Source organism: Paenibacillus ilasis, from assembly GCF_043195395.1.
Taxonomy (GTDB): domain Bacteria; phylum Bacillota; class Bacilli; order Paenibacillales; family Paenibacillaceae; genus Paenibacillus_AQ; species Paenibacillus_AQ lautus.
Genome location: NZ_JBHDJG010000001.1, coordinates 3,897,791 through 3,923,526 on the forward strand (window position 1 = coordinate 3,897,791; position 25,736 = coordinate 3,923,526).

Sequence of the window (25,736 nt, forward strand, 5' to 3'; positions counted from 1 at the left end):
TATTCGCACAGAAAGACGGCTTGGCTGATAACATGAGTCATACCTTACGCAAAAGGACACCCCAACCGGTTTCTTAGAGCCGTGGGATGTCCCTTTTTTCGTAAAAGATTCACTTATGTTGGGATTGCTGATGATATTCCTTCAACTGTTTCAACGTATCCTCTTCCATATCCCCAAGCCGCCAGATCGCAATCTTCGAAATCCCCGAGTCTCTCGCCGCATCCACCCAGCCTGCAATGGTCATTCCATCCGCATACCACACGGTATGGCCGATGCCTTGGTCGTCCGTATATTCAAAATACAGGGCACCGCTTGACGGATCCCGACTCGGATCGTCCGAGATGGCATGGGCCAGCTCCACCGCACGCTTTTCCGTTAAAGAGACCACCTTGCCGTTCTTGGCCCAGTCAAACCCGCCAACCGACAGCGCAATGGCATGGTCTCCCGGGATCCCGTGCAGTTTGTCCGCCAGCTTCCTTATCATGGCGTGATCCGCCTTTGGACCCGGTCCGCTATGCCCTCCGTACAAGTTATATGCCATCAGGACATAATCCGGACCTTTCGGCAGCAGGTCAAAGGATGATTGGCTGATCCCCGGCTCCAGCACGATTCGAAGAGAGAAACCCTCCGCTTGTAAACGTTCATACAGCTCCTCGTACAGAGCCGAAAGATTCGCCCAATCTTCCTTGCGTACCTTCTCGTAATCCAGTTCCACACCGCTAAAGCCATGCTGGGATACCACAGCCAGAATGTGCCCGATATGCAGACTGCGGCTTTCCGGAGTTGCCACGATCCGGGAGATGAGCGCAGGATCCTTCTGGTCCGCCGTCCCATCGGTATCGAAACGATCGTTTACGATGGTCAGGACACGGCGAAGCTGTTCCCCCTTCCGGGAATTCTCCAGAAACTCAGGCAGTCCCTCCCGAAAATCCGAGGTAAAATGGAGTTCGTCTTTAGGATTGAAGTAAGCTGCAAAAAAATGGATTTCTTCAAGCTCACTACCGAGCTTCTTCAGATCCGTTATGCCCGTTTTCCACTGCCAGTCCGTAATCCAGGCAGACAGCTTCACTTCCGTTTGCGTTAACTGAGCCTGCAGTGCTTTCTCCTGCTCTCCGGTATGCAGCCACCAGAAAGAGACAGCAGCACACAAAGCCATCAATACCACAGCTCCTGCCCATTTCCTTCTGCGATTCTTCATTGTTGTTCACGTCCTACGCCATCCGAATATTAAAAAGTTTCCACAGCCCAGTCAACCGCCCGGCTCAAACTTCTCTGCACGCCTGTCAGGACACCGGTCAGTCCGGACGGCTTGTTCGTAAACAGCAGCTTCCGATCACCGCCCGCAGGCTCGGATGCAATCGTAACATCTTCAAAAATAGCGTCGTAAATATCATCTTTCTCATTCTGCTCGTGATATTGCGATTCAAACGCCACGCCCCCTGCGCCAATCGAAACATCCACAGGCTGCTGATTCAGAATCAACTGTTGATCGACACTCACGGACAGAGAATGGCCTTTCACCGAAATCTCCAACCTACGGTTTCCAAGTATGTTGACGGGATACTCATTCTCATCATCCCGGTCTCCGGACTGCGTCTGCTCCTTGGTATATACCGATGCCTTGTCGAATTGCAGATCCTCTTCCCCCCACTCGACCTTCGGCAAGGAATAAGTGAACAGCTCTTCGGGCGCTTGACCCGCTCTCTTCTGTTCCACCACCACGTTATTGTTCTCCAGAAGAAGCCTTAAGTAAGAGCCCTTCGTCCGGTCGTAACGGACATAAATGGACTGCCGTCCTACCACATTACCGAGTGCCTTAACCGAGACGGTCACGTCAGACTCTTCGCTGCCCTTCAAATAAACGGTCCCTGCCTGAGACGGAGGCGATGTGACCACGAAACGGTTATCCGCAAATTCAGCGGCTCCGCCAAGCACCTCCCACTTCTCAGCCTGCTGCTCGTCCCCCCGCACAAATTGCATAGGTTGTCCTTGGTCCTTGTGCAGCTTCATCAACAGATGATTGGTAGACCAGTAAGGAGCAGGCTGGACCCGAGTCAGATTATAAAGATCGCTGTCCTTCGAGTTGAAGGCCATTCCTTCCCGGTTGAAATTCATTTCAAACAGCTGCCTAATCTGCTCCGTATTGGCATTGGCAACAAGCTGATTCATGCCTCCGCCAAGCGCATTGGCGTGCATGATCATATACGTGCCTGGAACGTAACCAAGCGCTTCCGTATAGACTTTATTCATCGCCTCATAGTCAGCTTGGATCCGTTCTTCCATCTCCGCGCGGTTCTCGAGCGGAATCATATTCTCGTCGCGTATGAAATCCATCAAATAGTGGTTGTAATATTCCACATGGGATTTGGCGGTCAGTTCACCTTCGTCCTTAACGCCGATGTAACGGCCTTCACGATCAAAAATATTAATATAAGTCAGCCGGTTGCCGTTGGTCCCCAGCTCCCAATAACCGGTGCGGGTCATCTTCAGCATATCCTTCGGCTGCAGAAATTTCCGTTCACTATTGCCCATTTTGCCTGCATAGGACAGGAAAGTGGCCTTATAATTGTATTTCTCCAGCAGGGGCTGCGCGAATAATGCGGAGTCATTCCGTCCGTCTTCAAAGGACAGGTACAACGCTTTATCCGGCAGCTTCTTGCCATGACGATAATAATCGATAATATCTTGCTGCGAAATCGTGGTGTAGCCCTGTTCATATAAGGCCTTCAGTTGGGCATCCAGCTGGCTCTTGGATACGAGCTTGGATGTCCCGGTGCGGCCGACTCCGAAATAGGATAGCGCAATAAAGCCCTGATCCTGACGCCAGGCCGATTTGTCCGGCTCTTTAAATGTGCGAAAATCGAAAATCGCATTCGCCAGCAGGACGGCTGCTACAGCCAATACAACGACCTGTGCCGTAACTTTGATGATCTTGCGGCGATTTTTCCGCTGAACATTGAGGGCTGTTTTTTGTTTTTTACCCATTGGTCATCCTCACTTCAACCGCTTTGACACGATCAGAACGGTAATCCGAATTTTTTGCCTTTGCGCTTGCGGGCTTCCTTCTTCTCTCTCGCTTCAATATCCTGCGGCGTTTCCCGGGTCCCCCATGTCGACTTCCAGAAGGTAAACCAGGCCACCGGCATCTGCCATAACAGGACAAATTCATAGAACAGACAGAACACGAAGCCGAACACCCAGAGCCTACTCTTGCGAAACAGCAGGTGGGCAAGACTCATCAGCAGCGCCATCAGCAGCAAGCCCATCAAGAAGGTCCCCGGAAAAATGCCGTGAACGATCGGCACGTACATCAAGTTATAGGCAACCACGACAGGCGCGGCAATCGGCACGATCAGGCCGATGTAGAAAAACAAGGCCATAAACGGCTCTTTGCGCCAAATAAAGCCTCCAGCCCGCAGCGACTCGCGCAGCCATGAGCGCTTCCAGCGCATCTGCTGCTTCAGGAACACCTTCATCTGCGAAGGGACAATCGTCGAGCATATGGCGGAATCCTGGTAACCGGTACGATGTGTTTTCAAAATAAAGTTCGTCATGCTTCGGTCATCCCCGAAAGTGGCGGGTCTGCCCAGAAACTTCTGGTTCAGCCAGGCATCCGCATGCTGTATGATCAGCTCTTTTCGATAGCAGGATAACGGGCCCGACAGGCAGGTCACGCTGTCAAACCATGACTCCGCCGCTTTCATGATCCGAAACGCAATATAATAACGCACAGTCTGCAGCTTCGTCATGTTATTGGTATATTTGTTCTCGACGTCCGTCCGTCCGGCGACGCCGCCCATCTTAGGGTCCTGAAAAGGCTGAACGAGGTGGCGAATCGCCGTCGGGTCCAAAAAGCTGTCGGAGTCCACGAACACCACCAGATCATGCTTCGCCATCTCCACACCTTTGACCAGGGCGACCCGCTTGCCCGCATTCTCCGGCAGCACCGTATAGGACAGGCGTTCGCGGGTAGCGTAACGCTCCGCCTCGGAATGAATCACTTCGATCATATCCTTGATCTGCTGTACCGACTGGTCTGTCGAACGGTCATCCACGACAATGACTTCCAGCTTATCTACCGGATAGTCCTGATTAATACAGCTCAGAATCGTACGTTTGATCCAATCCGCTTCATTGAAGCAGGGGATGATAATCGAAACCCCCGGCGTGTAATCCGGATTGATCGGCACATCGCGATATAACGCCCCGAACAGGTAGCGTGTCAGCAGAAACAGAGCTGCGATTAAGCTGTACAAATACAGCACCATGTTGTATTTGAAATAAATAATGCTCTCGGCCCGCATCAGCATGATGAAGAGCACAGCCATGAACATCAAGGCGCTGGCAGAATACACGGAATAGCCCCACCGTTTGCGCTGAAAATATTCCGTCAGCGGCTTCTCAAATTCTAAGGCAAGCATATGTTCTTCACCGGATTCCGTCGAACTTGTGGTCCGGCGAACGACGCTTGCATCCATCCTTACGGCCGATTCAAAACCCTCGGGCATGGCGCCCGGCGGGATGCGGAATCGGGCCTTCACGGTGTCGCCCACTTCAAGACCTGAAGAGGCGTCCGGCAGCCTGAGCAGCAGGCCGGTGGCCGAAATATCGGCAGCCTGCCCCTTGATCCCGGCCTTTTTCTTTTTCCCCTTGGGAACGATCCATACTTCAAATTCCGCTTCATAACGCAAGCTGAGCATACGCAGCTTATTTAAATACTCAGAACTGGACACATCATCCCCGGGCTGCTGTGCTCGGTTGCCTCTCCGGTCCGCGTTCAAACGGATCTGCTCCGGATCGGGTACGTAGGAAAGCGTACGTCTGTCCGTACGCGGAACCGTAAGAACTTCCTTGGTGCTCTTCGGTTGCTTTCTTTTTATAATCCTCATTGCTTTCTCCCATCGTTATCTACAAACTCCAATAATGAAAGCCGTTCGCTTCATATTCGGTTTTTGGATAAGCTCCCTTCACGTCAATTAGAAGCTTCGCCTCTTCAGCGTTAAACATGTCCTTGAATTCGGCAATCCCAAGCTGCTTGAACTCCCGGTGAGCGACGGCTACAACCGCAATCTGGATGTCTCTCAATTCGCTCATGTCCGACAGCTCGATTCCATATTCCACGTAAGCCTGATGACGGTCCACGTGCGGGTCGGCGACCATCGGCTGAATCCCGTAGTCCTGCAGCTCCCGGATAATATCGATGACCTTGGAGTTGCGGATATCCCGGCAGTCTTCCTTAAAGGCCAGGCCCATTACCGCCACCTTTGCCCTCATCAGATCAATACCTTGGCGAACCGCGAGTTTAATGACATGCTGGGCGATGTATTTCCCCATTCCGTCATTGATATGCCGCCCGGCCAAAATAATCTTGGAATGATATCCCGTATCCTCGGCCTTATACGTGAGATAATAAGGATCAATTCCGATGCAATGTCCGCCGACGAGCCCCGGCCGGAACGGGAGGAAATTCCACTTCGTTTCCGCCGCCCGCAGCACGGCATTCGTATCGATATCCATCTGATTGAACAGCATGGAAAGCTCGTTCATGAAAGCGATATTGATATCGCGCTGGGCATTCTCGATGACTTTGGCTGCTTCCGCCACCCGGATGCTTTCCGCCCGGTGGACGCCTGCATCGATGATCAGTTCATATAGATTGGCAACCGTTTCCAGCGCTTCCGGGTCATTGCCGGACACAATTTTCACGATGGTCTCGAGCCGGTGAACCTGGTCTCCGGGATTAATCCGTTCCGGGGAATACCCCACCTTGAAGTCCACGCCCAGGCGCAGGCCGGACTCCTCTTCGAGAATCGGAATGCACACTTCCTCCGTAACGCCCGGATAAACCGTTGACTCATACACAACAACCGCGCCCCGGGTCAATGCCCGGCCAACCAAACGGCTGGCATTGCGCACGAATTTCAGGTCCGGCACATTCCCGCTTTTTACGGGTGTCGGAACGGCCACAATAAAGCAGCGAGCTTCCTTGAGCTTGTCCGGATCCGAGGTGAAGGCGGCCGTACAGTTCGTAAGCGAGGTATCCCCGATCTCACCGGTAGCATCGAAACCGCTTCGATACTGCTGCACCTTGGCCTCGCTCAAATCAAAGCCGATGACATCCAATCTTCTTGAGAATGCGACCGCCAGCGGCAGGCCCACATATCCAAGACCGACGATCGCCAATTTGTCCACGCGGTCCAGCATATTTTCAAATAATTCCATCTATTCCATCTCCATTGCGGCTTTGTCCTGCAGCTGCATCATGTCCGCCATTTTTACAAACGTATATCCTTTATTCTTCAGCCCTTCCAGCACTCTGGGCAGAGCCTCAATGGTATGAATGTCATCCAGCATATGCAGCAAAATGACGCTTCCCCTTTGGGTCTTGGTCATAACCCCGTTTACAATATCGTCGGCACTATTGGAAACATCCCAATCCAGCGTAGTCACATCGTACATCGCAATGGCCGGGTAACCGGTAGCCGCCAGCGCTTTGGCCCGTTCGTCATCTACCACGCCGGTCGGCGGACGAAACAGCATGACAGGCTGCTGCTGTATGGCCTCCGTAATGACCTGGTGGGCCTTGACGACATCCTTCTGCAGCTCTTCCGGCGTTAGCGAAGTAACGACGGGATGACTGTAGGAATGGTTAGCCACATCATGTCCGCCTTCCACCATCGCCCGCGCCAAATTCGGGTTGCTTTCCACTCCTTTGGCCCGGAGGAAGAAGGTAGCTTTCACATCATGCTCCTCCAAAATATCAAGGATGCGGGTTACCGTTTTGTCGCTTCCGAAATCATCAAACGTCAGGGCAACTTCTTTTTTGTTCGTATTGACTTTATAAACCAGTTCATATTTCGCCTGTTGATAATCCGGGTTCATTCTTGCAGCGTCGTATCCCGGAATTAACTCGAGCGGTTTTCGCACGCCGCCATGCTGCACCAGCTCATCCAGCGTAACCAATTGATATCCGATATCGTCCACGGCCTGGGCTATGTATTTAATAGAAGAAATGACTTCCGGATTAACGTCGGTATTCATGGAAATAATCCCGCCTCTGGAGATGAACCTGGTCACATACTCTCCAATCTCTTCAGCACTCTGCATATTGCGGTCCTTGGGATTAATGTTATAACTTACAACGGCCTTCATTCCAAGATGTGCAGCTGCCAGTGGCACTTCGTCCGGATAATCGCCCGAGCGTGTCCGAACATAGCGGGGCTGGGCGCCCGTTTCCCGTTTGATGACATCGTTCGCGAGTTTGATTTCCTTATAGATCTGATCGTAATCAAGCTGATTCATATCGAGCTGATTGAGCGTGTTGTTCTCAATTTCATGACCTCTGGACAAAATGGCTTCCGCAATGTCCGGTTCCTCCGCCACTCTGATGCCCGGAAGAAAGAACGTCGCCTTGATTCCGTGCGCATCCAGCTCATCGATCAGTGCCATCATGGTCGCTTTATCGCCCATGCCGTTAAAGGTAAGCGCCAATTCCTTCCTGGCCGTATAAACAAACGGGATTTCCCTGCTCTTCTCTCCCGTATACCGTTCAACTTTTGGAACAGCAGCCGTCGAGCCTCCCGCTTCATCGCCGGGAGCTTGCTTACCTCCAAAAAGACCGCAACCGCCCAATAACGCCAGGGTTAACAACAGTCCGGTCATCCTCGTAAGCAGGTGTAACATTCGGGTTTTACTAGAATCTTTATTCATCTGGATACTCCTTTTAAATTTCAAACAGGGTATTTATTAAAGCCCTTACTGAACAAACCAATAGAATATAACACCAACCTATCCTAATTGCTATAACATTTCGGGAAATTTCATGGGTTTTCATCTTTTTCAAAACTTTGAATTACAATAAGGGACCCCGATCGTCCACGCTTATGTAATCCGTTGCCCCATACTCATTCAAAACATGCTCTTACTCCCTGCCGCTCGATGATTCACATTATAGAATTCAGTTCTATACAATTTCTAAACAATTCCGATTCAACCGGGGCCTCACCCCCTTGTCAGACAAAAAAACCTTCGAAAGTCTCTTAAGACCTTCGAAGGTACGTTGAATTGTGAATGATTCATGTTGTTGTTCATGTTGTTACCATTTAACCGGAAATCGTAATTAAACCTTATGGTAAATCAAGGCTCTTCCCCAGCCATCGCGGTTCGTTTGTGAACCCAGGCCTGGTAGTGATGGACGGCCATTCCCGCAAAGGAAGAATGATCGCTGCCAAGTTTGGCGGCACGCAGGGCTTCGTCCTCCATCTCCTGTTCGCTCTTGGCAAAGAAGGTCAGGTGCTCGCCTTCCTCCGTATCCCCGAGCTCCATGCCGATCCAGACGGACTTGCCGAGTTCATCCGCCTGCTCCAGCTCTTCCTTGGACAATTCATACATCTGCTCCCCGCTGTCCCGGTACGCCATAACGGCAATCGCGTCCGTGTTCTGGATCATCCAGCGGCTGAACGAGTCGGCATCCGCACTGCGGGGTCCAGGGATCGAGTCAAGCCAGAATGGTACCGCGGCACTGAACCATAGCCCCTGACGCTTTGCCTCCTGCACCCAAACCTCCATGTTTGCGCTCCATTCTTCCACCACCTGTGCCTGTTCGCGGCCCCATCTCCGGAGCACATAGGGCTCGACATCAAACTGCACGCCCTCGAATTTCTCCTCCGGCGCAGCCGTACGATTGTACGCTTCCAGCCAGGTCAGCAGCTCCATCCCTTTTCGCCGGCCTTCCTCATAAGCCCAATCCGGCTGACCGTTCAAGGCGTGAACGCTGATGCCCTGCTGATGTGCAGCAGCTACAAAATGGCGGTACTCCTCGTCCGTAACCTCTTGTTGAATCTGCAAAAAGATCGTTGTAATGCCTTCTCTGCCGCTAAAGGCCACAATCTCCTCCGTTTCACTCCGGATCAGACTTGCATCCCACAGCCATGTAGCCTTGTTCTGATTCACCTTGCCTGACGGGAGAAGAAGAAGGATCAGCAGCAAAAGACAGATGCCGGCAACCAGGATGATCCACTTCGCTTTTGCATGTATAGGCCTCATTCTTCTCGTCCATTTCATCAGATCAAGACAGCCTCACCAGGCTCAGCTACATGCTGAACGGAATGGCCGATCTTGTAGATATGAGGCTCGGCGAACGCTTTAAACGCATTTCGTGTATCTAAGATCGGCACGCCGGTGGAAGCGATCGAATGATAATCCAGATTGCTGTGGTTTGTAATGAGGACGATGCAATCGTAACGGCTGAATTTCGCAAGATCATACTCCACGCTGTGAATCGTCTCGCCTTGCTTATCCACAAAACTGTGGGCATACGGATCGTAATAATCCACATAGGCGCCATTTTCCTTGAACTGTTCGTATACTTCAAGTCCCGGTGATTCACGCAGATCGCTGATGTCCGGTTTGTAAGCCATGCCTAACAGCAGGATACTGGAGCGCTTGATCGATTTGGCATATTCATTCAGAATCGTAGCCGTCTTGTTGATCACGTAGTAAGGCATATTATCGTTGGTGGACTGTGCCAGCTCAATGAATTTGCTGTAGAAGCGGAAGCCCTTGGCCTTCCAGGACAGGTACATGGGATCCAGCGGAATGCAATGGCCGCCGATGCCCGGTCCCGGATAGAATGGCATGAATCCGAACGGCTTGGTTGCCGCGGCATTGATCACTTCCCATACATCAATGCCCATGCGGTCGCACATCATGGCCATCTCGTTGACAAAGGCAATATTCACGCTGCGGAACGTATTCTCCAGCAGCTTGGACATTTCCGCCACTTTCGGGTTGCTTACGGGTACAACCGTCTCAACGTACTGCTTGTACAACGCTTCACCCAGCTTTAGGCAGGCGTCCGTCGTTCCTCCGATGACCTTCGGCGTATTTCGTGTATTGAACCGGCTGTTGGATGGATCGACCCGTTCCGGCGAGAAGCACAGATAGAAGTTTTGGCCAACCTTATAACCGAGCTTCTCAATCGGCTGTTGAATCAGTTCCTCCGTGGTTCCCGGATACGTCGTGCTCTCCAGCGTAATTAACAGATTAGGCTTCATATAGCGTTTGAGCTGATCGACTACCATTGTAATGTAGGAAGTATCCGGGTCCTGATTCTCGCTGAGCGGCGTCGGCACGCAGATGCTGACCGCATCAATCACAGCAATCATGCTGTAATCCGTTGTCGGCTTAAAGCGTCCGGTCTCCATGCATGCCGCAAGCTCTTCGGACGAGATGTCCGTAATATAGGACTCGCCGCGGTAAATGCGGTCAATTTTATCCGAATCCAGATCGATACCGATGACCGTGAATCCCTGTCTTACCATTTCCACAGCCAGCGGCAATCCTACATAGCCCAGTCCCACAACACCCAGAACGGCTTTCTTATTCTCAATGGCACTCAATAACGTTTCATATTCCTCATTCACAAGTATTCAACCTCCATCGGATGTATAGTCTATTTGTCTATGTCTTTTGCCTATTTCGCCAAAAGACAGACCTCGTTTTGTTGAACTCTCTCCTTGCGATTAAAGAACCTCTCAGCTCAACTAATCACGTATCATTCATCAATTCTCTTCAAACTAAAAGCGTTAGTAACGATGTGTTTAATGAAGGCAGCGGCGGATGCGGGCATCCAGTTCCACCGGCGAGAACGGTTTGGTTACATAATCATCCACCCCGTTTTGGAAACATTGGCTGATCGTCTGCTCCACTCGTTTCTCGGTTAATACCACAATTTTGGGCGGTTCCTTCATATCCAGCTGCTGGATATGATGAATGAAAGGCAGGCCGTCGATGCCATGCAGGTTGAGCTCGGTCAGCACAAGATCCGGCTCCCATTTCGGGATGAGATCCAGCGCCTCCAAACCGTCTACTGCTTCAAGAGTTTCATAACCTTGCATGGTCAAGCGGATCTGTAAAAACTCCCTCACCGTGGCATCTTGATCCACGATGAGAATGCGGTTTTGACCGCTGTCTACTTCCTCCTGCGTAAATATATGAATATCCGAAGAGGTGCTGAGCTTGGTCGCTTCTGCCATCTGCTTCAACGTCAGCGCTGACGGCACTTCAGTAAGCGCTGCAAGCGTAATACGCGGATCTGCTTGCTCCAAACGGCCTTGCAGATGCTGCTTCAGGAGCAATGCCTGATAATGGGCGGCATCCAGCGAATATCCAGGCAAGGTAACGGCCAACACACCGGTATTGGTGTCAAGCAGTACCTCACCGTTCACGCCGGACAACTGGTCCACAAAGCTTTGAACCTCCGTCTGCCCAGCCTCCGTCTCGGACGAATTGCCTGCACAGTACAGAAACAGCAATGCTGTTCCATGGCTATGGTTTCTCACTTCCTCCTCCAGGCGGCCGTAAAAATCAACGGCCTGCACGCGTTGCAATGTTGCGGATTGAGACATAACTGTAGGTCCCACCTCTCTTTATATTTTGATGCTGTTACATATGAACCGGGCCTTGAAGTCAGGCAGCCTCGTTCTTATCTTTCCAGCTCTGCCGGGTCATGGTACCCCATGAATTGTTGTTTTGCAGATATTGAATATGCCCCTGTACTCTCCACAGCACACCTAACTGGTGGTAACCCACGAATTTGAGTGCCGAGAAGAAGAGCATCTTCACCAGATCGGACAATTTGGTATACCGGCGGAAGGCCATCTCCTCTAGGATGAGAGCTCCTACGCTGAGCAGGTACCCACTTAAAAAATTGACGAGTCCAAACACGACCAGCACATGCCAATTTGTCATATCCAGCAATACATATCCAAGCAGAGCCAGAAGGCCCGTAATTCTGAAGTAAGGGTTTAGCGCTTCAAAAATAACGTTGTAGGGCATCGTCAACATGCCCATGACTTTATATTTCGGATTGAACACCATATCGCGGTTCTCGATCATGTTCTTCAAGTTTCCCCGTCCCCAGCGCTTGCGCTGATTGGACAAAATGTTGTAGCTGTCCGGCGCCTGCGTCCAGCACACCGCTTCCGGGCAAAAGGAAACGCGGTATTTGATTTTATTTTCCAGCATATAGCGGTGCAGCTTGATAATGATGTTCATATCTTCACCGGGGTAGCCTCCCCGATAGCCGCCTACCGCGATGACATAATCTTTGCGGAACAAGCCGAAGGCTCCCGAGACGATGATGAGCCCATTGAAATGGCTCCACCCGATTCGTCCACCCAGGAAAGCCTTCAGATATTCGATCGATTGGAACATCGGCCATATCCGGCGCGGCAAGGATACATCCTTAACCTCTCCGTTCTCAATCACACAGCCATTGGCGATCCGAACATCCCCGCCGATGGCCACCGTTTCCTCGGGATTCTCCATATACATGCGGGCCATCCGGATCAGCGCATCCTTCTCCAGCAATGAATCCGCATCGATGGAAGAAATCAGCGGATAACGGGACAGGTTAATGCCCGCGTTCAATGAATCCGCCTTACCGCCGTTCTCTTTGTCGATGAGGTAAAGCTGCGGGTACTGCGGATTATAATAAATGCCCCGAACCTTGTTCGTGCTGATGTTCCCGCGGATCTCCGGATTGGGCAGCAGCGTCAAACCATACTCCTCAATCAGCACCTTCAGCGTCTCGTCGGAGGATCCGTCATTGATGACGATGACCTCGTAGGTTGGATAGTTGAGCGTCATCAGACAGCGGACATTCTCCGCGATGGTCAACTCTTCGTTATAGGCGGGAACCAGCAATGATACCGATGGAACCAGTTCCGAACCCGAGAGCGTATTGTATTTGGAATACGTAGCGCGTCTGAAAATATCCTTAATATTTCTGAAAGAAAACATCAGAATTACAAAATAAAGCGCGCTAACGATCATGACGTAATAAATCGCCACCATCCCGTAAGTGAGCAGGATATCTCTAAGCAGTGTAATCTCCTCCTACTCCTGCAACCGTGCCGATCCGTTTGTTCGTTTGAACGCCGAAATAACGATCGTACACCAGTTTTCTTTTGTTAAAAGCCACCATTTGCTCAACTTGCTCATATTCGCCTTCGTTGGACATGATCCGCTCAATCCGGTACAAGGCCGTTTCCCTGGCTGGACCTTCTCCTGTCAACGCGGCTTGGCACAATGTCTCGAAGCCTTGTTCTCCCAACATGGCAAGACTCTCCGCGCTGTTGTTGCGCACATGCCAATTCTCGTCCTTCAAGGCGGAAGCCAGAATTGGAATGCTGCCTGCGGCATGAAGCCGTCCCAGCGCTTTTGCCGCTGCCGCGCGCACTTCCCACTCATGATCATTCATAAGCTCCGCAATGGTATCATCCTTCAGGGCCGGATAGGAGCCAAGATACAGCTTGACCGCCTCCGCACGGACGTCCTTCTCTTCGGACCCGACCAGTCGATCGAGTGCCGGTACGACAGCCGGAATGGCCTGCCCCCACATGGCTACAAGCGAGACCTTGACCAGTCCAGGATCGGGATCATCCAAGAGCTTGCGCATGAGGCTGGCTGAATCCAGCCGGGTTTCCAGCAAAATATCGGCAGCCATATGATGAATGGCTTTATCGTAGGCCAGCAGCTTGGACAACATTTCTCGAATCTGCTGTGACTGAACTGCGCTTTTGGCAATCGCCCGCGCAATAATGATGGTCATCGGACCATATTTCGTACGGTTCATCAGATGCTGAAGCTGCGGCACGGCCTCTTCTGCACGCATCCCGCCTAGGCGGTAGACCGCTTCAATACGGCGGTCCTTCCGCAGGCTGGATAATGCCCGAATCTCCTCTTCCACAAATCCGGCATCCCGGCATAAACGCAGGAGCTTCTCTCTGGCGTCCCCTTTGAATTGCTCGATCCACTCCATAAACTTGGCTTGAATGACCCGGCGATCAGCCGATGTCAATTTGCCAGGCGGGAGCTCCAGCTTCGTATCGTCATGCAGATGACTCTGGACATACACAAAATAGTCATGATGTTTTTCTGTTAAGCGTTCCGTTTCTCTTTGTATGGCATTGTGCTTGATCTTCATTTGGAACAACAGGATAATGCCGGCTGCAATAAGGCCGAGACATACATAGACAAAGACGTACGCCATTTCTAAATTTGAAAACATATCCGATGGCTCCTCCTTTTATTTAGCATCTGGTTCCCGCTCTTTTTCGGACAGACGGGTGAATATGTCCTGCATATCATAATAGCTTTGTTTTAATCGTTCACTGTACTTGGTAGCTTCCCATAGCTCCCAAGTATAGGGTTCGATCTCCTCCAGGTTGATGGACGCTGCCGATCCTGACGCTGATTTCCCGTTTTTCTCAGATCGCTGTGCGATCCACGGAGCCAGCCGGATCCCTTCCGTTGTTATCGTGCTGAATGTACGCTTGTCTTGAAGCGGGCTGTAATCCACCACCTGCAGCGAACTCGGATCCCCGAATCCGAGCAGCATCCATGGGATCCTCATCTCAACAAACCTGTCTTGATACTGCCAGGCCGTAAGCGAATTAAAATCCGGAGAGTTCGGATCACTGGTCCCCTGCTTCAGCATCCCTACTTTCTCATCCACAAACGGATGGGAGAAGCGGGTATCCGGCGGGTTCATCAGCAGGCTGATGGCCAGCTTCCAGGCATGAAACGAACCTCCAGGCACCACAGGATCATCCTTGGCTCCCTTGGCTTCCTCTTCCGGCAGCATCCAATATCCCTCTTTACCGTACAAACGGCTGTGGAAATCGTATGATGGCGCTATGGTGACCTGGGATTCATCCTCTTGACCTAACTGAATCAAAGTTTCCAAAGCTCCACCTTGGAGCGTTCGTCCCGCCAGTTCTTTCTTCGGGATGTCGCCGCCAGGGATCGTATCTGCTCCAATGAAAAGCTTGGAACGTTCGGGATCAAATGCTTCTTCCAGTTCCATGCCGATATACAGGTAGGCTTCATCATGAGTCAGCCTCATGTTCTTGACGCCCGGAGCCGTTCCGGACCAGGTCTTGACTTCCCCTTCGGGAACTTTATCCCAATCGCTGAGATCCCCGTCGATCGTGATCTGCTCTACCTTGCCCGGCTGCATGGCGAGAACGCCGAACATTTTCTCATTCGTCAGCACATTCAACCAGAATGCCCGGCGGTCTGCTGGTATTTCAAAAGGCATCGTATTCCATGTTTTCTTAAACCATTCGTCCTGCCACATGAACAAGATGGCCCCGGAATAGCCTTCGTCGTAAATATCCTGGGTCAGCGAAACATTAACTTCGCCTTGCTCCGCTTCATCATGCCCCCCTTGATCCTTCCCTCCAGGACCGTGGTGTGAAATACCGATGGACGAAGGTACGCCGTATTCGGTGACCATAATCGGCATATCCTCGAATTCCGCCTTCAATTTTCGCAAGTAGGCTTTGTACGTGTTATAACCCCCATTCCCGTCAGGAAGGGTCTGTAGCGTTTTGTCCGTCCGGAAAAAATCCGGGTAGTACGGATACACATGGTATGCGGCAAAATATCCTGCATCCCAGTTCACCGGTTCTACATGCCTCGCATCAACAGACACCAGGTCTTCTTCAAACAGCGGTTCCCCCGGATGCTCAAGCACATCCGTTGTGACCCAATTGGTAAATGTCATCGGATGCTGCCATCCGTACTTCTGCTCCTCGGCAGCCGTATAGTCCAATAAAGATGCCAGCCAATTCTCAAAGGGACTTGCGTCCTTCGTCCCCGAGAAATAGGACCCCTCATACTGAGGAACATCCTTATGTACCGTGTTGGTGTTATCGACCATGGTTGGGTCCCACTCGGTTCCCACATGCCAGGCCATAAGGTACTTGCCTGCATTGACCTTATACTTGCCACTCGACTGTCCATGCTTGGGCTCAACGTTGATATCGCCGTAGACTGCAGCAACAGCCTTCGATATCTCCGCTTTGAACGTTTGGATGATTTCTTCGTCATACGCATCCTTACGCTCGATTAGCTGCTCCTCCGGTGACCAAATGCCCTGCATGAAGTACAAGGGGTCATCGCCTTTATCCCGGTTATATTTCACAAGCGCAGAATAAAAGACCGGATTATGCACGGTGTAGACCCTGATTACGTTCGCTCCCATGTCATCAATCTGTTTAAACCAGCGAAGGTAATCTTCCTCCGTTGCCGGAAGCTCACCGGGATAATGTCCAGGTACGGTTGCCCCAAGATTCACGCCTTTGGCAAAAACCTCTTTCCAAACTTCGTCATCCTCATATACCAGAAAGGAGGTTCCCTCTGTTTTGAATTTCATTTTCACGCCGTCCGCATCCGCATACGTTTTTAATGACGGTCGTAGATATCCTAGAATTACAGCGGCACCGCAGAGAAGCACTATAGTGAAAAGTGCTGCGATCACCCACCATTTTCGTCTGCTCATCGTCTTCGTTGCTCACCTGCCCTTTCTTTGACATGCTTGTTGCTGCACCGACATATGACGACTGAGCCATACTCGTCATTCTATAGCCGATGCGTTCCCGATACCATATTCCTTCTTTACCAACTTTTCCGATATCGATAGTAGTCAAAAAGAAGTAAAACAAACCTCTTCCACATTTTTCCCCCGATAACACTCGCCGCTGCCTCCTCGTCCCTGTCATTTGACAACTTCACAGCCTGATGTTAGTTGTGTGCAGTGAAAAGCATCGCTGCCCGAATAAGGCTGGAACCGCATGACTTCATTCCATCCGAGGAATGCAGCGAGACGACGAAGATTTTCAGAAAATTTTCGTGAATCATAAGATTAAACGCATAAAAATTGCTAAAGTTCCGGTCATTTTTACATCATTATCCATAGTTATGACAAATTTGATACCAAAGTCGTATAAAAAAACGGCTGAGAACCGCATCCTGTAAAGGTTTGGCAATATTAACCTTTTATACAAAATAAGAATAGAGTCCTGTACCGGGATTGTGTAATATTCTATAGATTTGACACCCGGGATCAAGTGGTAAGTATCGCCTATTTTTTCTGATTTCGGTTTGGATTTTCCCGGATGGTGGTATATAAATTAGTTTGGGAATTTTCAAATCTGCGTCATAACAATACAAATCAGACCCGGTCCATTGTAGATCCGAGTCTGTTGTTGACGATATTTGATTGAAGAAGTTACCATGATTACCGTATATTCATCAAAGAAAAAACTGCCTTCACCACCAAAAAGTCGGATATCTTCGCTCCTTTACCGCATTATTGACGAGCAGAGCCACAACCACGATCATGACCGACCCGGCAAGCACCGGCGTAAACAAGAATGACCAGCCGCTGCCAGCCATAATGACAACCAAGGGATCAGCTCCAGCCGGAGGATGGGTCGTTTTGGTTATGCCCATCAAGCTGATCGCCGCTCCCACACCGATGGCCATGGCCCAGATTCCGTCCCCCAGAACCTCAAGCGTCACAAGTCCCGTGAATGTTGAAATGAGATGTCCTCCAATGAGGTTCCTTGGCTGTGACAGCGGCGCGTCCCAGACCGCAAACGCAAGCACGCAGCTCGCACCAAAGGGTGCCATGATCCAAACACTCCCTGCAAGTGTTGTCAGAAGAGCCAACAATCCGATGGAAACAGCCCCGCCGATAAAGCCAATGGCGATATTCATGGGACGAACGGTCAACGGACTTCTAGCCCCCCCTTTCATTTTTTGTAAATACACAGCTGCCAGATCCTTCATGATAAGCCTCCATTATTCATATTTAACTAGTTATTTAGTTATATATAAGATAATGACTTATATCCATACATGTCAATACTTTTCTTGATAATTAACGAATGATTGTGTAAAGTTAAATTACTAGTTGACTAGGAAAGAGGGTTTTGTTATGCCGCATAAACTGATGCTTCGAGTCGACCCGCACGCCACCCTTAATGTCAGCACACAGGTTAAAGAGCAATTAAAGTGGTTGATTGGGATTGGACAGATCGAACCATTCGATATGCTGCCTCCGGCCGGTGCGCTGGCGGATCTGCTGGGACTGAACCGGAACACCGTGAATCTGGTCTACAACCAGTTGAAGGAAGAGGGGATCGTCTCGATGCATAAAGGCAAAGGAACGCAGGTATTGAACAACGCGCAGGTAGAGGAGCTTAGAACTCGCAGAAAGTTAATGCACAAGCTGGTCGAGCGAACGACGGAGGAGTTAAGCTCCGTTAACATCCCGGCGAGCGAATTCTTTGCCGCATCCCTCGCCTATACGCTGCTGCAGGAGCCTGTCCAGAACACGAAGCAGCGTATTCTGTTCATCGAATGTAAGGGACATGACTATCCCTTTTATCAGACAGCGATTGAGCAAATGACGGGTGCCGAAGTGAAAACGGTATTTCTGGAGGATCTGTTGACGGGGAAGCAGGCCCTATTCGAGGCGCTGGAGTACTCAAACCACATGGTTACAACATTGAATCACGATGCCGAAGTAAAGGCTCTGTGCAGCAAATATGACAAAAAAGTAACGGTCATTGGCGCCAGCGTGGAAACATCGGTCCTGCTTGAGATTGCCCGGCTTACACCGGGAAGCGATATCAGCTTTGTCTGCTTGGGTAAGGCAGGTGCACAGTGGATGGCCAGCCGCATTCAAGAAGCCGGTATTGAGGGGCCCCACGGCCACTTGGCTGGGCTGGATAATCGGGAGGACCTACTGCAGCGGATCGAGGAATCCGATTGGGTCTATGCATCTGCTGCCGCATATGAAGAGGTTCGAGCCTTATCCCCCGAGAAGGTGAAACTGTTTCCCATGAAGCTGGAGAAGAGCAGTGAGAACATTCTAAGAGAGATGGTCTGATTCCAATAGGAAAAAACGCCCACTGTTATAAACAGGGGCGTTTTGGAGGCTGGATGTTTCTATCTGTGCCGAATGTTTAACATCTGGATACCGGTATCACTAAAACCGAAGACCCAATGTAGTTCCACCGGCCTCGCATCGATGGCCCATCTTCAGGCAAGGTTGCCTGTAATCCGCTTATAGGTCGCCTCGTCCGAGACCACATACAACCTGGCATCCCGTGGAATCGGGACATCAAGCTTGCGGTTAATGCTTAGATCGCTGCGATCGGAGATGAGCGTTGCTCCTTGCCGCAGCAGATCCTGAAATGCATCGCCGTAGGTCTTCCATGCAGGGTTCAATGCCACTTCGTAGATATCGTCGCCGTGCTGGCGGCTGAGCAGCTGCATCAGCACATCCGAGTTTCCTTCCTGGAGCGCCGCGCGTACGGCCAATCGGGACACGGCATCATGCGAAAGCACAAACTCGTTCACATGATTGTAGCGGAAATTCTGAACATGCTTCTCCTGCACGATCTCCACCGTGGTATGTACGTTCGGCGCAATCCGTTCAATGCTGGAAACAATCAGGAGCGACTTGCCGTCCACGAGAGCCGATTCATCAATCCGGGCATCCGCAAAAACAATGGCCGATTTGGCCTCCAGAATGTTGGCTCTCATCAGCACGTCATCCGCTGCTGGATCGCCGCTTACAAAATGCACCTGTTCGAGATGCTCGACAGGATGCTGACTCGAATCATCAATGACCACGATCTGGGACTTCGGCGAAAACAAAAGTATCTCATCGATCGCGGACTTTGCTTTTTTGCTCCAATTGATAATAACGACATGATCACTGCCCCGAAAATTCAACCTGCCCGCCCCTCTCTGCCGCTGTATGCTTCCAAACGATTCAATGACCCGGCCAATCACTAAACTTAGCAGCCCAATACCAAAGATATAGATAAATATCGTTAATATCTTTCCCGGCACGGTAACTGCATAATAATCGCCATAACCTACGGTTGCCATGGTGGTAAACACCCAATAAAGGGCGTTAAACCAATGGTGAAACGTTTCCGGCTCCAGCAGAAATGCCAGGGTCGAGCACAGCACCACAAACAGTACCACAATCACGCTAATCGTTGTTTTACGCAGACGCATCATTTTCAAAGATAATCTTAGAAAAAAGTGCACGTTCCTGCTCCTCTCCCGAAAATGGTGCTATTTGACCTAAATAATCAGGCTGCTGATCGCAAAGGCCGTGCCGATAAACACCATCGCAAGCAGAATGCCGATCGCGACGTTCCCCTTTTGCAGGTGCTCGGATATTCGAATACCCGGCGTAGCCAGCTCGAATACCCAATAGGCCACAATCAAACATACATATCCGACGGCAAACCACAGCATCATGTGCCAGATCGATGAGTTCGTATATGCGGATATGCCCAGAATGATGGCCGTTGCCATAAACTTGCCTCCAAATGCAAGACCCACCGCGACATTTCCCTTCTTCAGCTCTTCCATGTCGTTAAACCGGGTCATCCAGCTGAAAATCAGCATACCCAGCAATTGAAGCACGATAATGCAGATTACACTTACAACAATATTAATGACGACCGTCAATCCGCCCACCCCCGAAATTTTGCATAGGCCAAGTCGTAATCGGCGAAATCATGCACTTCCTCCAATACAACATCAACCGTGTCCTTCTTTTCCATTGCGGCATAACGCTTCTCATCAATCGGCTGCTTGATCCGGTTGCCCGTCGGCAGCTCGATGACAGCAAAATGCCTGGTGTCCTTTTTATACGTTGTTTTATAAACCCCAACCAGCTTCACGTCGGTTTTGACCGTGACTTTGAGGTTGGCTAAATCCGATTCCGCCGTCTTTTTGTCCTTGAACGACTTAATGGTCTGCCAAGACGATAAACGGATATCATTGCGCTGATTCGCATCCGTGGTTAGCTCCGCATCCATGAATTGAAGCGTCCAAATGTTGTCCCCGGTAGCATAGTTGTTATCGTTAGGCAAAAGTTCGTTGTCCGGCAGGACGGTCATATCGCCGCCTATCAAATCGCCAACGGTCCCTTCAACGATCCGGTAGTCCCAAGGCACGCGAGCAGAGGTTGAAGATACTTCCTCCGATCCGGTGTGGAACACCGTGGACCCATTGCCGGAGCAGGCACTCAGCGACAAAACCATGAGGGATAATAGAAGTACCGCCAGAACGACCGGAGGTTTCCTTTTTCCCTTAGGAGCACCGCTATGCTGCCTTCTATCTTGTTTCAACTGCATTTATTTCACTCCCATTGCGATAAAATGGCTGGAATTCCCCGTAATCAAACCGCCCGCCCGTCCCAGCAAACCACAAGGGCTGCCATTCAGGACGAACAATCCTGTCAGTAAATGAAAATGGCCTTCCGCCGTCTCGACGCGGGCCAGGTCTGCCCTCCGCTGATAGACCGTCGGAAACATGACGCTTGTATCATACCCGTCCTGATCCTCTACCTCGAGTTGTCCGGCCTGGTCGTACAGCTTGACAGAACCACCCTCGCGGCCGAACATCGACTTGGATACAAAGTTACCGGAGAATACCGGTTTGTTGTAAGTCGGCAGCATATAATTGACGATGGCTGCACGTTCCTTCTCATCGAACAAAAGACCCAGCTCATACATCCCCCACATGGCGGCAAGCAGTCCTTTGGATTGCAGTAAAATGCTGTGCGGCGAGTTGAACAGCTGCAGCCGTCCCGTCTCGATGGCATAGGCAAGCGCATCTCCGCCATCATCGACGGACATCCACTCCTTCGGATATAGGGCAAACATCCGGTGAATCTCCCGGCCATCGCCGTCCTTCAGCATGCCTTCGTCCACCCACAGATCAAGACAATCCACCAGCCGGACGTCCAGCCCGCTGTGCCGAACCAATGCTTCGATCGTACCGGAGTCCTCTTTATGCTCGCCATAAGCAATGCAGGCGGCCGTATCCGGACGCTCTACCCCCCAAGCTTGCGCGACCAGCTCTTGCATCCGTTCGTTGGGAGAGAAGATGCCAGCCTGACGGCACATCCACGGCGTTGCAATGGAAGCCTCAACATAACCTGTAGGCGTGTCCGCATTCAGCTCCAGCAGCTTGATGCTACCGTCATGGGCAATAGCAAAATCAAACCTGGCATATCGGCTGATCAATCCCTCTTCCGGCAGCGGACATTCGTCCAGCATCTGCCACAGGACGGGCGGAATGCCAATTAAGGTGTAGATATGATGATTGCGATGAATATAACGAACGGTTTTGTCCAGCATGGCCCATAATACCTCAGCCGCTTCTTCCAGCTCACGATAGGTCTCTTGGCGTATGGTGACGATCTGGTCTATCCAGTAGGCTTCGCCTTCCAAATCCGCCCAGGTAAAGCCGAGCTCCGCGAGCTCCGATACGCGACCATCCCGATTGGGGTCAGGCTGTCCCGATACGGTGAATACGCTGTCGTGACTCATCCTCCAAAACCGCCGGATCTGGAGCTTGATTTCGAACCCGATGAACTGAACCCGCTGGAATTGCCGCCAATGCCGCCGGACTTCGACGACGTGGAGCGGCGCGTAATCGTACCCGAAGATGAAGTGGAGGTTTTCGGGCGAACATTGGAGTTCACCACCGGTTTATTCTGGAAACTACCACTCGAATACGTGCGGGGTTTGTAAGGCTTTCCGTTATTCGCATAATAACCGCGATGATTGTTGTACCATCCGCTGGATGAATAATAAGAACCATTGTTAAAGAGCATGTGATAGAGCAGCAGATCATCCCAGCCGAAGCCGGAATTGTACCCGCCATAGTTGTTGACAATCGTGGTTCCGCCGCCCGAACCCGATCCTGCTGCGGCTCCCTCTACCGGCTCTTCCTGGAATTCTTCCTCACTAGGAAACGGAATGTTCCAATCCACATTCTTGTCAAAATACTTCTTCACTTCTTCTGTTGACCAGGATACCAGCTGCGGCTCTTCGGATGAGGTAACCGCTTCCGAAGCGAGGTCTTTCGCTGCAGCGCCCGATACCAGAAATGCGTTCGCCAACAAGGCGATGCCCAGCGAGCTCGACAAGACCCGAATCGGTTTGCCTTCCGGCGTCAGCCATTTGGATGTTGGCTGATCTTTTTTGTCTTTTTCATTACTCAAGATGGTTTCTCCTTTCGGACAGAATTAATCGTTCCGCATCGGAACGAGCAGCAGCTCCAGTTTGCCCGTGTCTACATTTAATCTGCCTTCAATCGTTTCGTATTCCCGGCCGCCAACAACGATATAATTCACATGCTCCAGTGCAGCGACCATGTTCATCGTCCATGACCGTTCTTCAATCTGTACCAGCTCACCGTCCGGCCTCTTTTCAAACAAAATGACGTTCATCCCATTATCCACTGTGTGTCTACCCCTTCCATCTAAGCAGTGAGTATTGATACGTGGTAAATTCCGAATCGTTTCAAAAAATCTACGATGGGCTATCAACGCTTACCGCAGCGTTCTTTTCCAAAAGACGCAACCCATATAATAACACCGCTACTGATTATTTACACCTGCGAATTGCCATTAAAAAATTGATGAAAACGAACATTCTGGCCATACAGTACCTGATTATTTACGTTTTATAAGGTGTAGCATCAAATTTCATGATGATCGTCTGTCTTGACATTGTCACTAGTGTCATACTTTAGAATCGGTATCATTCCAGTCCAGAAAGGGGTTTTACCGATGAATCCAAATCTTGATAGATCATCTCTCGTTAACCATCAGCACAATGCGAAGGCGAACAGCTCTACCCTTACTTCCGTAACCGTGATCGGATTAGGCGCCATGGGCTCCAAGCTGGCCCGAACCTTCGTGAACAGCGGATATGACACCACCGTCTGGAACCGCACACCTGAAAAAGCCGCCGAACTTGTAGGCTTGGGTGCCTCCGGCGCTACGGAGATCGCAGATGCCATCGCCGCCAGCCCCCTCGTGATCGTCTGCGTACTAGATTACGATGTCGCTCGCCATATTCTGGAACCCATAGGCGATAAGCTTTCCGGTAAAGTTGTCGTAAATCTGACAAACGGCACTCCCGAGCAAGCCCGCAACATGGAGACGTGGATGAGTAGCCTGGGCGCCGATTATCTGGATGGCGGCATCATGGCCGTCCCTTCCCTGATCGCCACACCACATGCCGTCATACTCTACAGCGGTTCAGAGACTGCGTACGGAACGTATGAACAGGTCTTGGACAGTTTAGGTACAAGTCACTATTTGGGACCTGATCCCGCCCTCGCCCCACTGAACGACCTGGCACTGCTTAGCGGAATGTATGGGATGTTCAGCGGTTTTATCCATGCCGTGGCGCTTGCAGGCACCGAAGGAGCGAAGGCTTCGGACTTCACGACTTCGCTGCTGATGCCTTTTCTGCAGGCCATGATGTCCACTCTGCCGGAGATGGCGAAGCAGATCGACACCGGCGATTATACCGCCAAGGATGCGAGCCTGGCGATGCAAGCAGCTCACGACACCATCGGGGAGGTCAGCAGGGCACAGGGCGTCAGCCCCGAGCTGTTCACGCCGATTTATGAGCTGATGAAACGCCGGGTGGAAGGCGGTTTTGGCGGGGACGACTTCGCCAGTGTAATTGAACTGATCCGCAAGCGTCCATCGTCTTGATCGGCATAAGAGAGAGGTTAGCGGCATGAGGATAATGGCACATGCAAGACACATCGCGCTTTGGTGACCATGCGATGCGCTCTGGATCCTCAACACAGAAGAAGCCTGGATCATCCCGCAGGGAACGATCCAGGCTTCTTTTTCATTTCCACGAACCTTTATTTATTTAATCAATTCCCTGATTTCCTGAAAGTTATCGGCAAATCCGATAAATACTTTTTCACCCATAACGATCGTAGGCACAATCTGTTTTCCCGTCAGACGTTTCACTTCTTCCGGATATTCCGGGTTCGTTGTACAATCATACTCCGTATACGGAACCTCCTGCTCCTTGAAGTAGCGCTTGGCATGATGGCAATCGCTGCATGTGGGTATGGTATAGATTTTCAATGGCTCTGTCATATCGATCACTCCTTAAGCGAAATTTATTTTATCTCAACAACAAAAGGCACGGTCATCACTTCACCTTGATGCTGAAATTGTCCCCAGATTTTGTAGATGCCGCTGTGTGGAAAGGTAGTGGCAAATTCCGCTTTGGGTCCTGTGCTCTGCTCGTCCAGAGGATGCACATGGATGTACTGCTCCGCGTCTTCGGACAGAATGACAACGTGCCCGACTGCACCCAGATAAGGCTCCAGATTGTTGATTCCTTGCTTTGTCTTTGCATCCTGAATATGATAGGCGAGCACGACCTCTTCATTCGATAAGGTATTGCTTAAGTTCAGTTCAATTTCCTTGCCGTTTACTTGTTTGATGAGGCTGGCATCCGTTTGAATCGCCGACGGTTCCCCTTCTTCTCCCTCAATCTGAACCCATTCGCTAAGCGTGGCCCCTCCAGCACCTTTAGGGACAAAATCTGCGAACAATTTATATTCGCCGCCAGCCGGGAATGTCGTGTTCACGGTAAATACGCCATTCTCCTTGTAATCCGGATGAATATGGTTGAAGAAAGACAAATCGCGATTCACGATGATCAGATGCAGGAGCTTCTCATGATTGACATCAAAATCCTGGACAGGTTCACCGTCTTTATCCGTAATTTGAATCGTCAGCTCCGATTCGGCGCCTGCCCTTGCCGGTTCATTCCATGTAAACGCTGCGTTGTAATGATCTGAGGCAGTTTCATGCCCGCCAGCATGTTCACCATGCCCGTTTGTTTCCTCGCTTTCGCTTTCCTGTTCATGGTTCCCGCCATGGCCGCCCGTATCAGGGACCTGCTTCGCGTTATCGCATGCTGTCAACAATCCAAAAGCAAGTATGCCCGTTAAGGTTAGTATAGTGCCCTTCCTAATCAACATGGGCTATCACTCCAATCATTGGATATACT

The 25,736-nt window shown here is 50.8% G+C and carries 22 protein-coding genes; 2 read left to right on the forward strand and 20 right to left on the reverse strand.

Annotation, left to right across the window (positions count from 1 at the left end; all coding sequences use genetic code 11):
* Positions 1 to 109 precede the first annotated feature (109 nt).
* From ACETK5_RS17655 to ACETK5_RS17710, 12 genes are all read right to left on the reverse strand, one after another.
* Positions 110 to 1,198, reverse strand: a complete 1,089-nt coding sequence (locus tag ACETK5_RS17655; protein ID WP_394056962.1) for a glycosyl hydrolase family 18 protein — start codon at positions 1,196 to 1,198, stop codon at positions 110 to 112.
* Between the two features lie 29 nt (positions 1,199 to 1,227).
* Positions 1,228 to 2,985 (reverse strand): polysaccharide deacetylase family protein, encoded by a 1,758-nt coding sequence (locus ACETK5_RS17660; protein WP_326112257.1) that lies wholly within the window; start codon positions 2,983 to 2,985, stop codon positions 1,228 to 1,230.
* Positions 2,986 to 3,017: 32 nt separating this feature from the next.
* Positions 3,018 to 4,889: a glycosyltransferase family 2 protein gene (locus ACETK5_RS17665; RefSeq protein ID WP_100536185.1), complete on the reverse strand. Its 1,872-nt coding sequence runs from the start codon at positions 4,887 to 4,889 to the stop codon at positions 3,018 to 3,020.
* A gap of 19 nt (positions 4,890 to 4,908) precedes the next feature.
* The gene (locus ACETK5_RS17670; RefSeq protein ID WP_100536184.1) at positions 4,909 to 6,222 is read right to left on the reverse strand and encodes a nucleotide sugar dehydrogenase; all 1,314 of its coding nucleotides are present in this window, start codon (positions 6,220 to 6,222) and stop codon (positions 4,909 to 4,911) included.
* Positions 6,223 to 7,710 carry a polysaccharide deacetylase family protein gene (locus tag ACETK5_RS17675; protein WP_100536183.1) on the reverse strand — a complete coding sequence of 496 codons (1,488 nt, stop codon included), beginning with the start codon at positions 7,708 to 7,710 and terminating at the stop codon, positions 6,223 to 6,225.
* A 426-nt stretch (positions 7,711 to 8,136) separates the two neighbouring features.
* On the reverse strand, positions 8,137 to 9,045 hold the full coding sequence (locus ACETK5_RS17680; protein ID WP_243390616.1) for a hypothetical protein: 909 nt from the start codon (positions 9,043 to 9,045) through the stop codon (positions 8,137 to 8,139).
* A gap of 17 nt (positions 9,046 to 9,062) precedes the next feature.
* On the reverse strand, positions 9,063 to 10,424 hold the full coding sequence (locus tag ACETK5_RS17685; RefSeq protein ID WP_100536181.1) for a nucleotide sugar dehydrogenase: 1,362 nt from the start codon (positions 10,422 to 10,424) through the stop codon (positions 9,063 to 9,065).
* Positions 10,425 to 10,601: 177 nt separating this feature from the next.
* Positions 10,602 to 11,408, reverse strand: coding sequence for a response regulator transcription factor (locus tag ACETK5_RS17690; RefSeq protein ID WP_100536180.1), 807 nt, complete (start codon positions 11,406 to 11,408; stop codon positions 10,602 to 10,604).
* 61 nt (positions 11,409 to 11,469) lie between these two features.
* A complete protein-coding gene (locus ACETK5_RS17695) occupies positions 11,470 to 12,858 on the reverse strand; it encodes a glycosyltransferase family 2 protein (RefSeq protein ID WP_207797444.1) in 1,389 nt (462 codons plus the stop codon).
* 22 nt (positions 12,859 to 12,880) lie between these two features.
* Entirely contained in the window at positions 12,881 to 14,074 is a 1,194-nt protein-coding gene (locus ACETK5_RS17700; protein WP_100536179.1) for a HEAT repeat domain-containing protein, read from the reverse strand.
* 18 nt (positions 14,075 to 14,092) lie between these two features.
* Complete coding sequence (locus tag ACETK5_RS17705; RefSeq protein ID WP_100536178.1) at positions 14,093 to 16,351, reverse strand: hypothetical protein; 2,259 nt, start codon at positions 16,349 to 16,351, stop codon at positions 14,093 to 14,095.
* Between the two features lie 770 nt (positions 16,352 to 17,121).
* A complete protein-coding gene (locus ACETK5_RS17710; protein WP_100536177.1) occupies positions 17,122 to 17,643 on the reverse strand; it encodes an HPP family protein in 522 nt (173 codons plus the stop codon).
* Positions 17,644 to 17,791: 148 nt separating this feature from the next.
* On the opposite strand from ACETK5_RS17710, the gene ACETK5_RS17715 reads away from it, so the two are divergent.
* Positions 17,792 to 18,748, forward strand: a complete 957-nt coding sequence (locus tag ACETK5_RS17715; RefSeq protein ID WP_100536176.1) for a GntR family transcriptional regulator — start codon at positions 17,792 to 17,794, stop codon at positions 18,746 to 18,748.
* Between the two features lie 152 nt (positions 18,749 to 18,900).
* Here ACETK5_RS17715 and ACETK5_RS17720 read toward each other — a convergent pair whose 3' ends face one another.
* From ACETK5_RS17720 to ACETK5_RS17745, 6 genes are read right to left on the reverse strand one after another with little or no spacing between them, the layout of a single operon-like run.
* Positions 18,901 to 19,923 carry a potassium channel family protein gene (locus tag ACETK5_RS17720; protein WP_100536175.1) on the reverse strand — a complete coding sequence of 341 codons (1,023 nt, stop codon included), beginning with the start codon at positions 19,921 to 19,923 and terminating at the stop codon, positions 18,901 to 18,903.
* A gap of 36 nt (positions 19,924 to 19,959) precedes the next feature.
* Positions 19,960 to 20,352 carry a DUF350 domain-containing protein gene (locus tag ACETK5_RS17725; RefSeq protein WP_100536174.1) on the reverse strand — a complete coding sequence of 131 codons (393 nt, stop codon included), beginning with the start codon at positions 20,350 to 20,352 and terminating at the stop codon, positions 19,960 to 19,962.
* Complete coding sequence (locus ACETK5_RS17730; protein WP_394056967.1) at positions 20,349 to 21,023, reverse strand: signal peptide protein; 675 nt, start codon at positions 21,021 to 21,023, stop codon at positions 20,349 to 20,351. The genes ACETK5_RS17725 and ACETK5_RS17730 overlap by 4 nt, the downstream gene beginning before the upstream one ends.
* Positions 21,024 to 22,223 carry a glutathionylspermidine synthase family protein gene (locus ACETK5_RS17735; protein WP_394056969.1) on the reverse strand — a complete coding sequence of 400 codons (1,200 nt, stop codon included), beginning with the start codon at positions 22,221 to 22,223 and terminating at the stop codon, positions 21,024 to 21,026.
* Positions 22,220 to 22,900, reverse strand: coding sequence for a hypothetical protein (locus ACETK5_RS17740; protein ID WP_394056970.1), 681 nt, complete (start codon positions 22,898 to 22,900; stop codon positions 22,220 to 22,222). Before ACETK5_RS17740 ends, ACETK5_RS17735 begins: the two co-directional genes overlap by 4 nt.
* A 24-nt stretch (positions 22,901 to 22,924) precedes the next feature.
* Positions 22,925 to 23,140, reverse strand: a complete 216-nt coding sequence (locus ACETK5_RS17745) for a hypothetical protein (protein WP_100536170.1) — start codon at positions 23,138 to 23,140, stop codon at positions 22,925 to 22,927.
* 330 nt (positions 23,141 to 23,470) lie between these two features.
* On the opposite strand from ACETK5_RS17745, the gene ACETK5_RS17750 reads away from it, so the two are divergent.
* Positions 23,471 to 24,409: an NAD(P)-dependent oxidoreductase gene (locus ACETK5_RS17750; RefSeq protein WP_394056972.1), complete on the forward strand. Its 939-nt coding sequence runs from the start codon at positions 23,471 to 23,473 to the stop codon at positions 24,407 to 24,409.
* A gap of 162 nt (positions 24,410 to 24,571) precedes the next feature.
* Here the strand turns inward: ACETK5_RS17750 and ACETK5_RS17755 are convergent, their stop codons facing one another.
* Both ACETK5_RS17755 and ACETK5_RS17760 read right to left on the reverse strand, forming a co-directional pair.
* Positions 24,572 to 24,811, reverse strand: coding sequence for a glutaredoxin family protein (locus ACETK5_RS17755; protein ID WP_326117822.1), 240 nt, complete (start codon positions 24,809 to 24,811; stop codon positions 24,572 to 24,574).
* A 23-nt stretch (positions 24,812 to 24,834) separates the two neighbouring features.
* On the reverse strand, positions 24,835 to 25,707 hold the full coding sequence (locus tag ACETK5_RS17760) for a hypothetical protein (protein ID WP_326117821.1): 873 nt from the start codon (positions 25,705 to 25,707) through the stop codon (positions 24,835 to 24,837).
* Positions 25,708 to 25,736 lie beyond the last annotated feature (29 nt).

Excerpts from the sequence above, each read along its gene's own strand:
- ACETK5_RS17665 (WP_100536185.1), bottom strand. The coding sequence starts at position 4,889 with ATGAGGATTATAAAAAGAAAGCAACCGAAGAGCACCAAGGAAGTTCTT.
- ACETK5_RS17700 (WP_100536179.1), bottom strand. The coding sequence starts at position 14,074 with ATGTTTTCAAATTTAGAAATGGCGTACGTCTTTGTCTATGTATGTCTC.
- ACETK5_RS17680 (WP_243390616.1), bottom strand. The coding sequence starts at position 9,045 with ATGAGGCCTATACATGCAAAAGCGAAGTGGATCATCCTGGTTGCCGGC.
- ACETK5_RS17660 (WP_326112257.1), bottom strand. The coding sequence starts at position 2,985 with ATGGGTAAAAAACAAAAAACAGCCCTCAATGTTCAGCGGAAAAATCGC.
- ACETK5_RS17710 (WP_100536177.1), bottom strand. The coding sequence starts at position 17,643 with ATGAAGGATCTGGCAGCTGTGTATTTACAAAAAATGAAAGGGGGGGCT.
- ACETK5_RS17760 (WP_326117821.1), bottom strand. The coding sequence starts at position 25,707 with ATGTTGATTAGGAAGGGCACTATACTAACCTTAACGGGCATACTTGCT.
- ACETK5_RS17730 (WP_394056967.1), bottom strand. The coding sequence starts at position 21,023 with ATGCAGTTGAAACAAGATAGAAGGCAGCATAGCGGTGCTCCTAAGGGA.
- ACETK5_RS17655 (WP_394056962.1), bottom strand. The coding sequence starts at position 1,198 with ATGAAGAATCGCAGAAGGAAATGGGCAGGAGCTGTGGTATTGATGGCT.
- ACETK5_RS17670 (WP_100536184.1), bottom strand. The coding sequence starts at position 6,222 with ATGGAATTATTTGAAAATATGCTGGACCGCGTGGACAAATTGGCGATC.
- ACETK5_RS17690 (WP_100536180.1), bottom strand. The coding sequence starts at position 11,408 with ATGTCTCAATCCGCAACATTGCAACGCGTGCAGGCCGTTGATTTTTAC.
- ACETK5_RS17735 (WP_394056969.1), bottom strand. The coding sequence starts at position 22,223 with ATGAGTCACGACAGCGTATTCACCGTATCGGGACAGCCTGACCCCAAT.
- ACETK5_RS17755 (WP_326117822.1), bottom strand. The coding sequence starts at position 24,811 with ATGACAGAGCCATTGAAAATCTATACCATACCCACATGCAGCGATTGC.
- ACETK5_RS17750 (WP_394056972.1), top strand. The coding sequence starts at position 23,471 with ATGAATCCAAATCTTGATAGATCATCTCTCGTTAACCATCAGCACAAT.
- ACETK5_RS17715 (WP_100536176.1), top strand. The coding sequence starts at position 17,792 with ATGCCGCATAAACTGATGCTTCGAGTCGACCCGCACGCCACCCTTAAT.
- ACETK5_RS17675 (WP_100536183.1), bottom strand. The coding sequence starts at position 7,710 with ATGAATAAAGATTCTAGTAAAACCCGAATGTTACACCTGCTTACGAGG.
- ACETK5_RS17705 (WP_100536178.1), bottom strand. The coding sequence starts at position 16,351 with ATGAGCAGACGAAAATGGTGGGTGATCGCAGCACTTTTCACTATAGTG.
- ACETK5_RS17695 (WP_207797444.1), bottom strand. The coding sequence starts at position 12,858 with ATGGTGGCGATTTATTACGTCATGATCGTTAGCGCGCTTTATTTTGTA.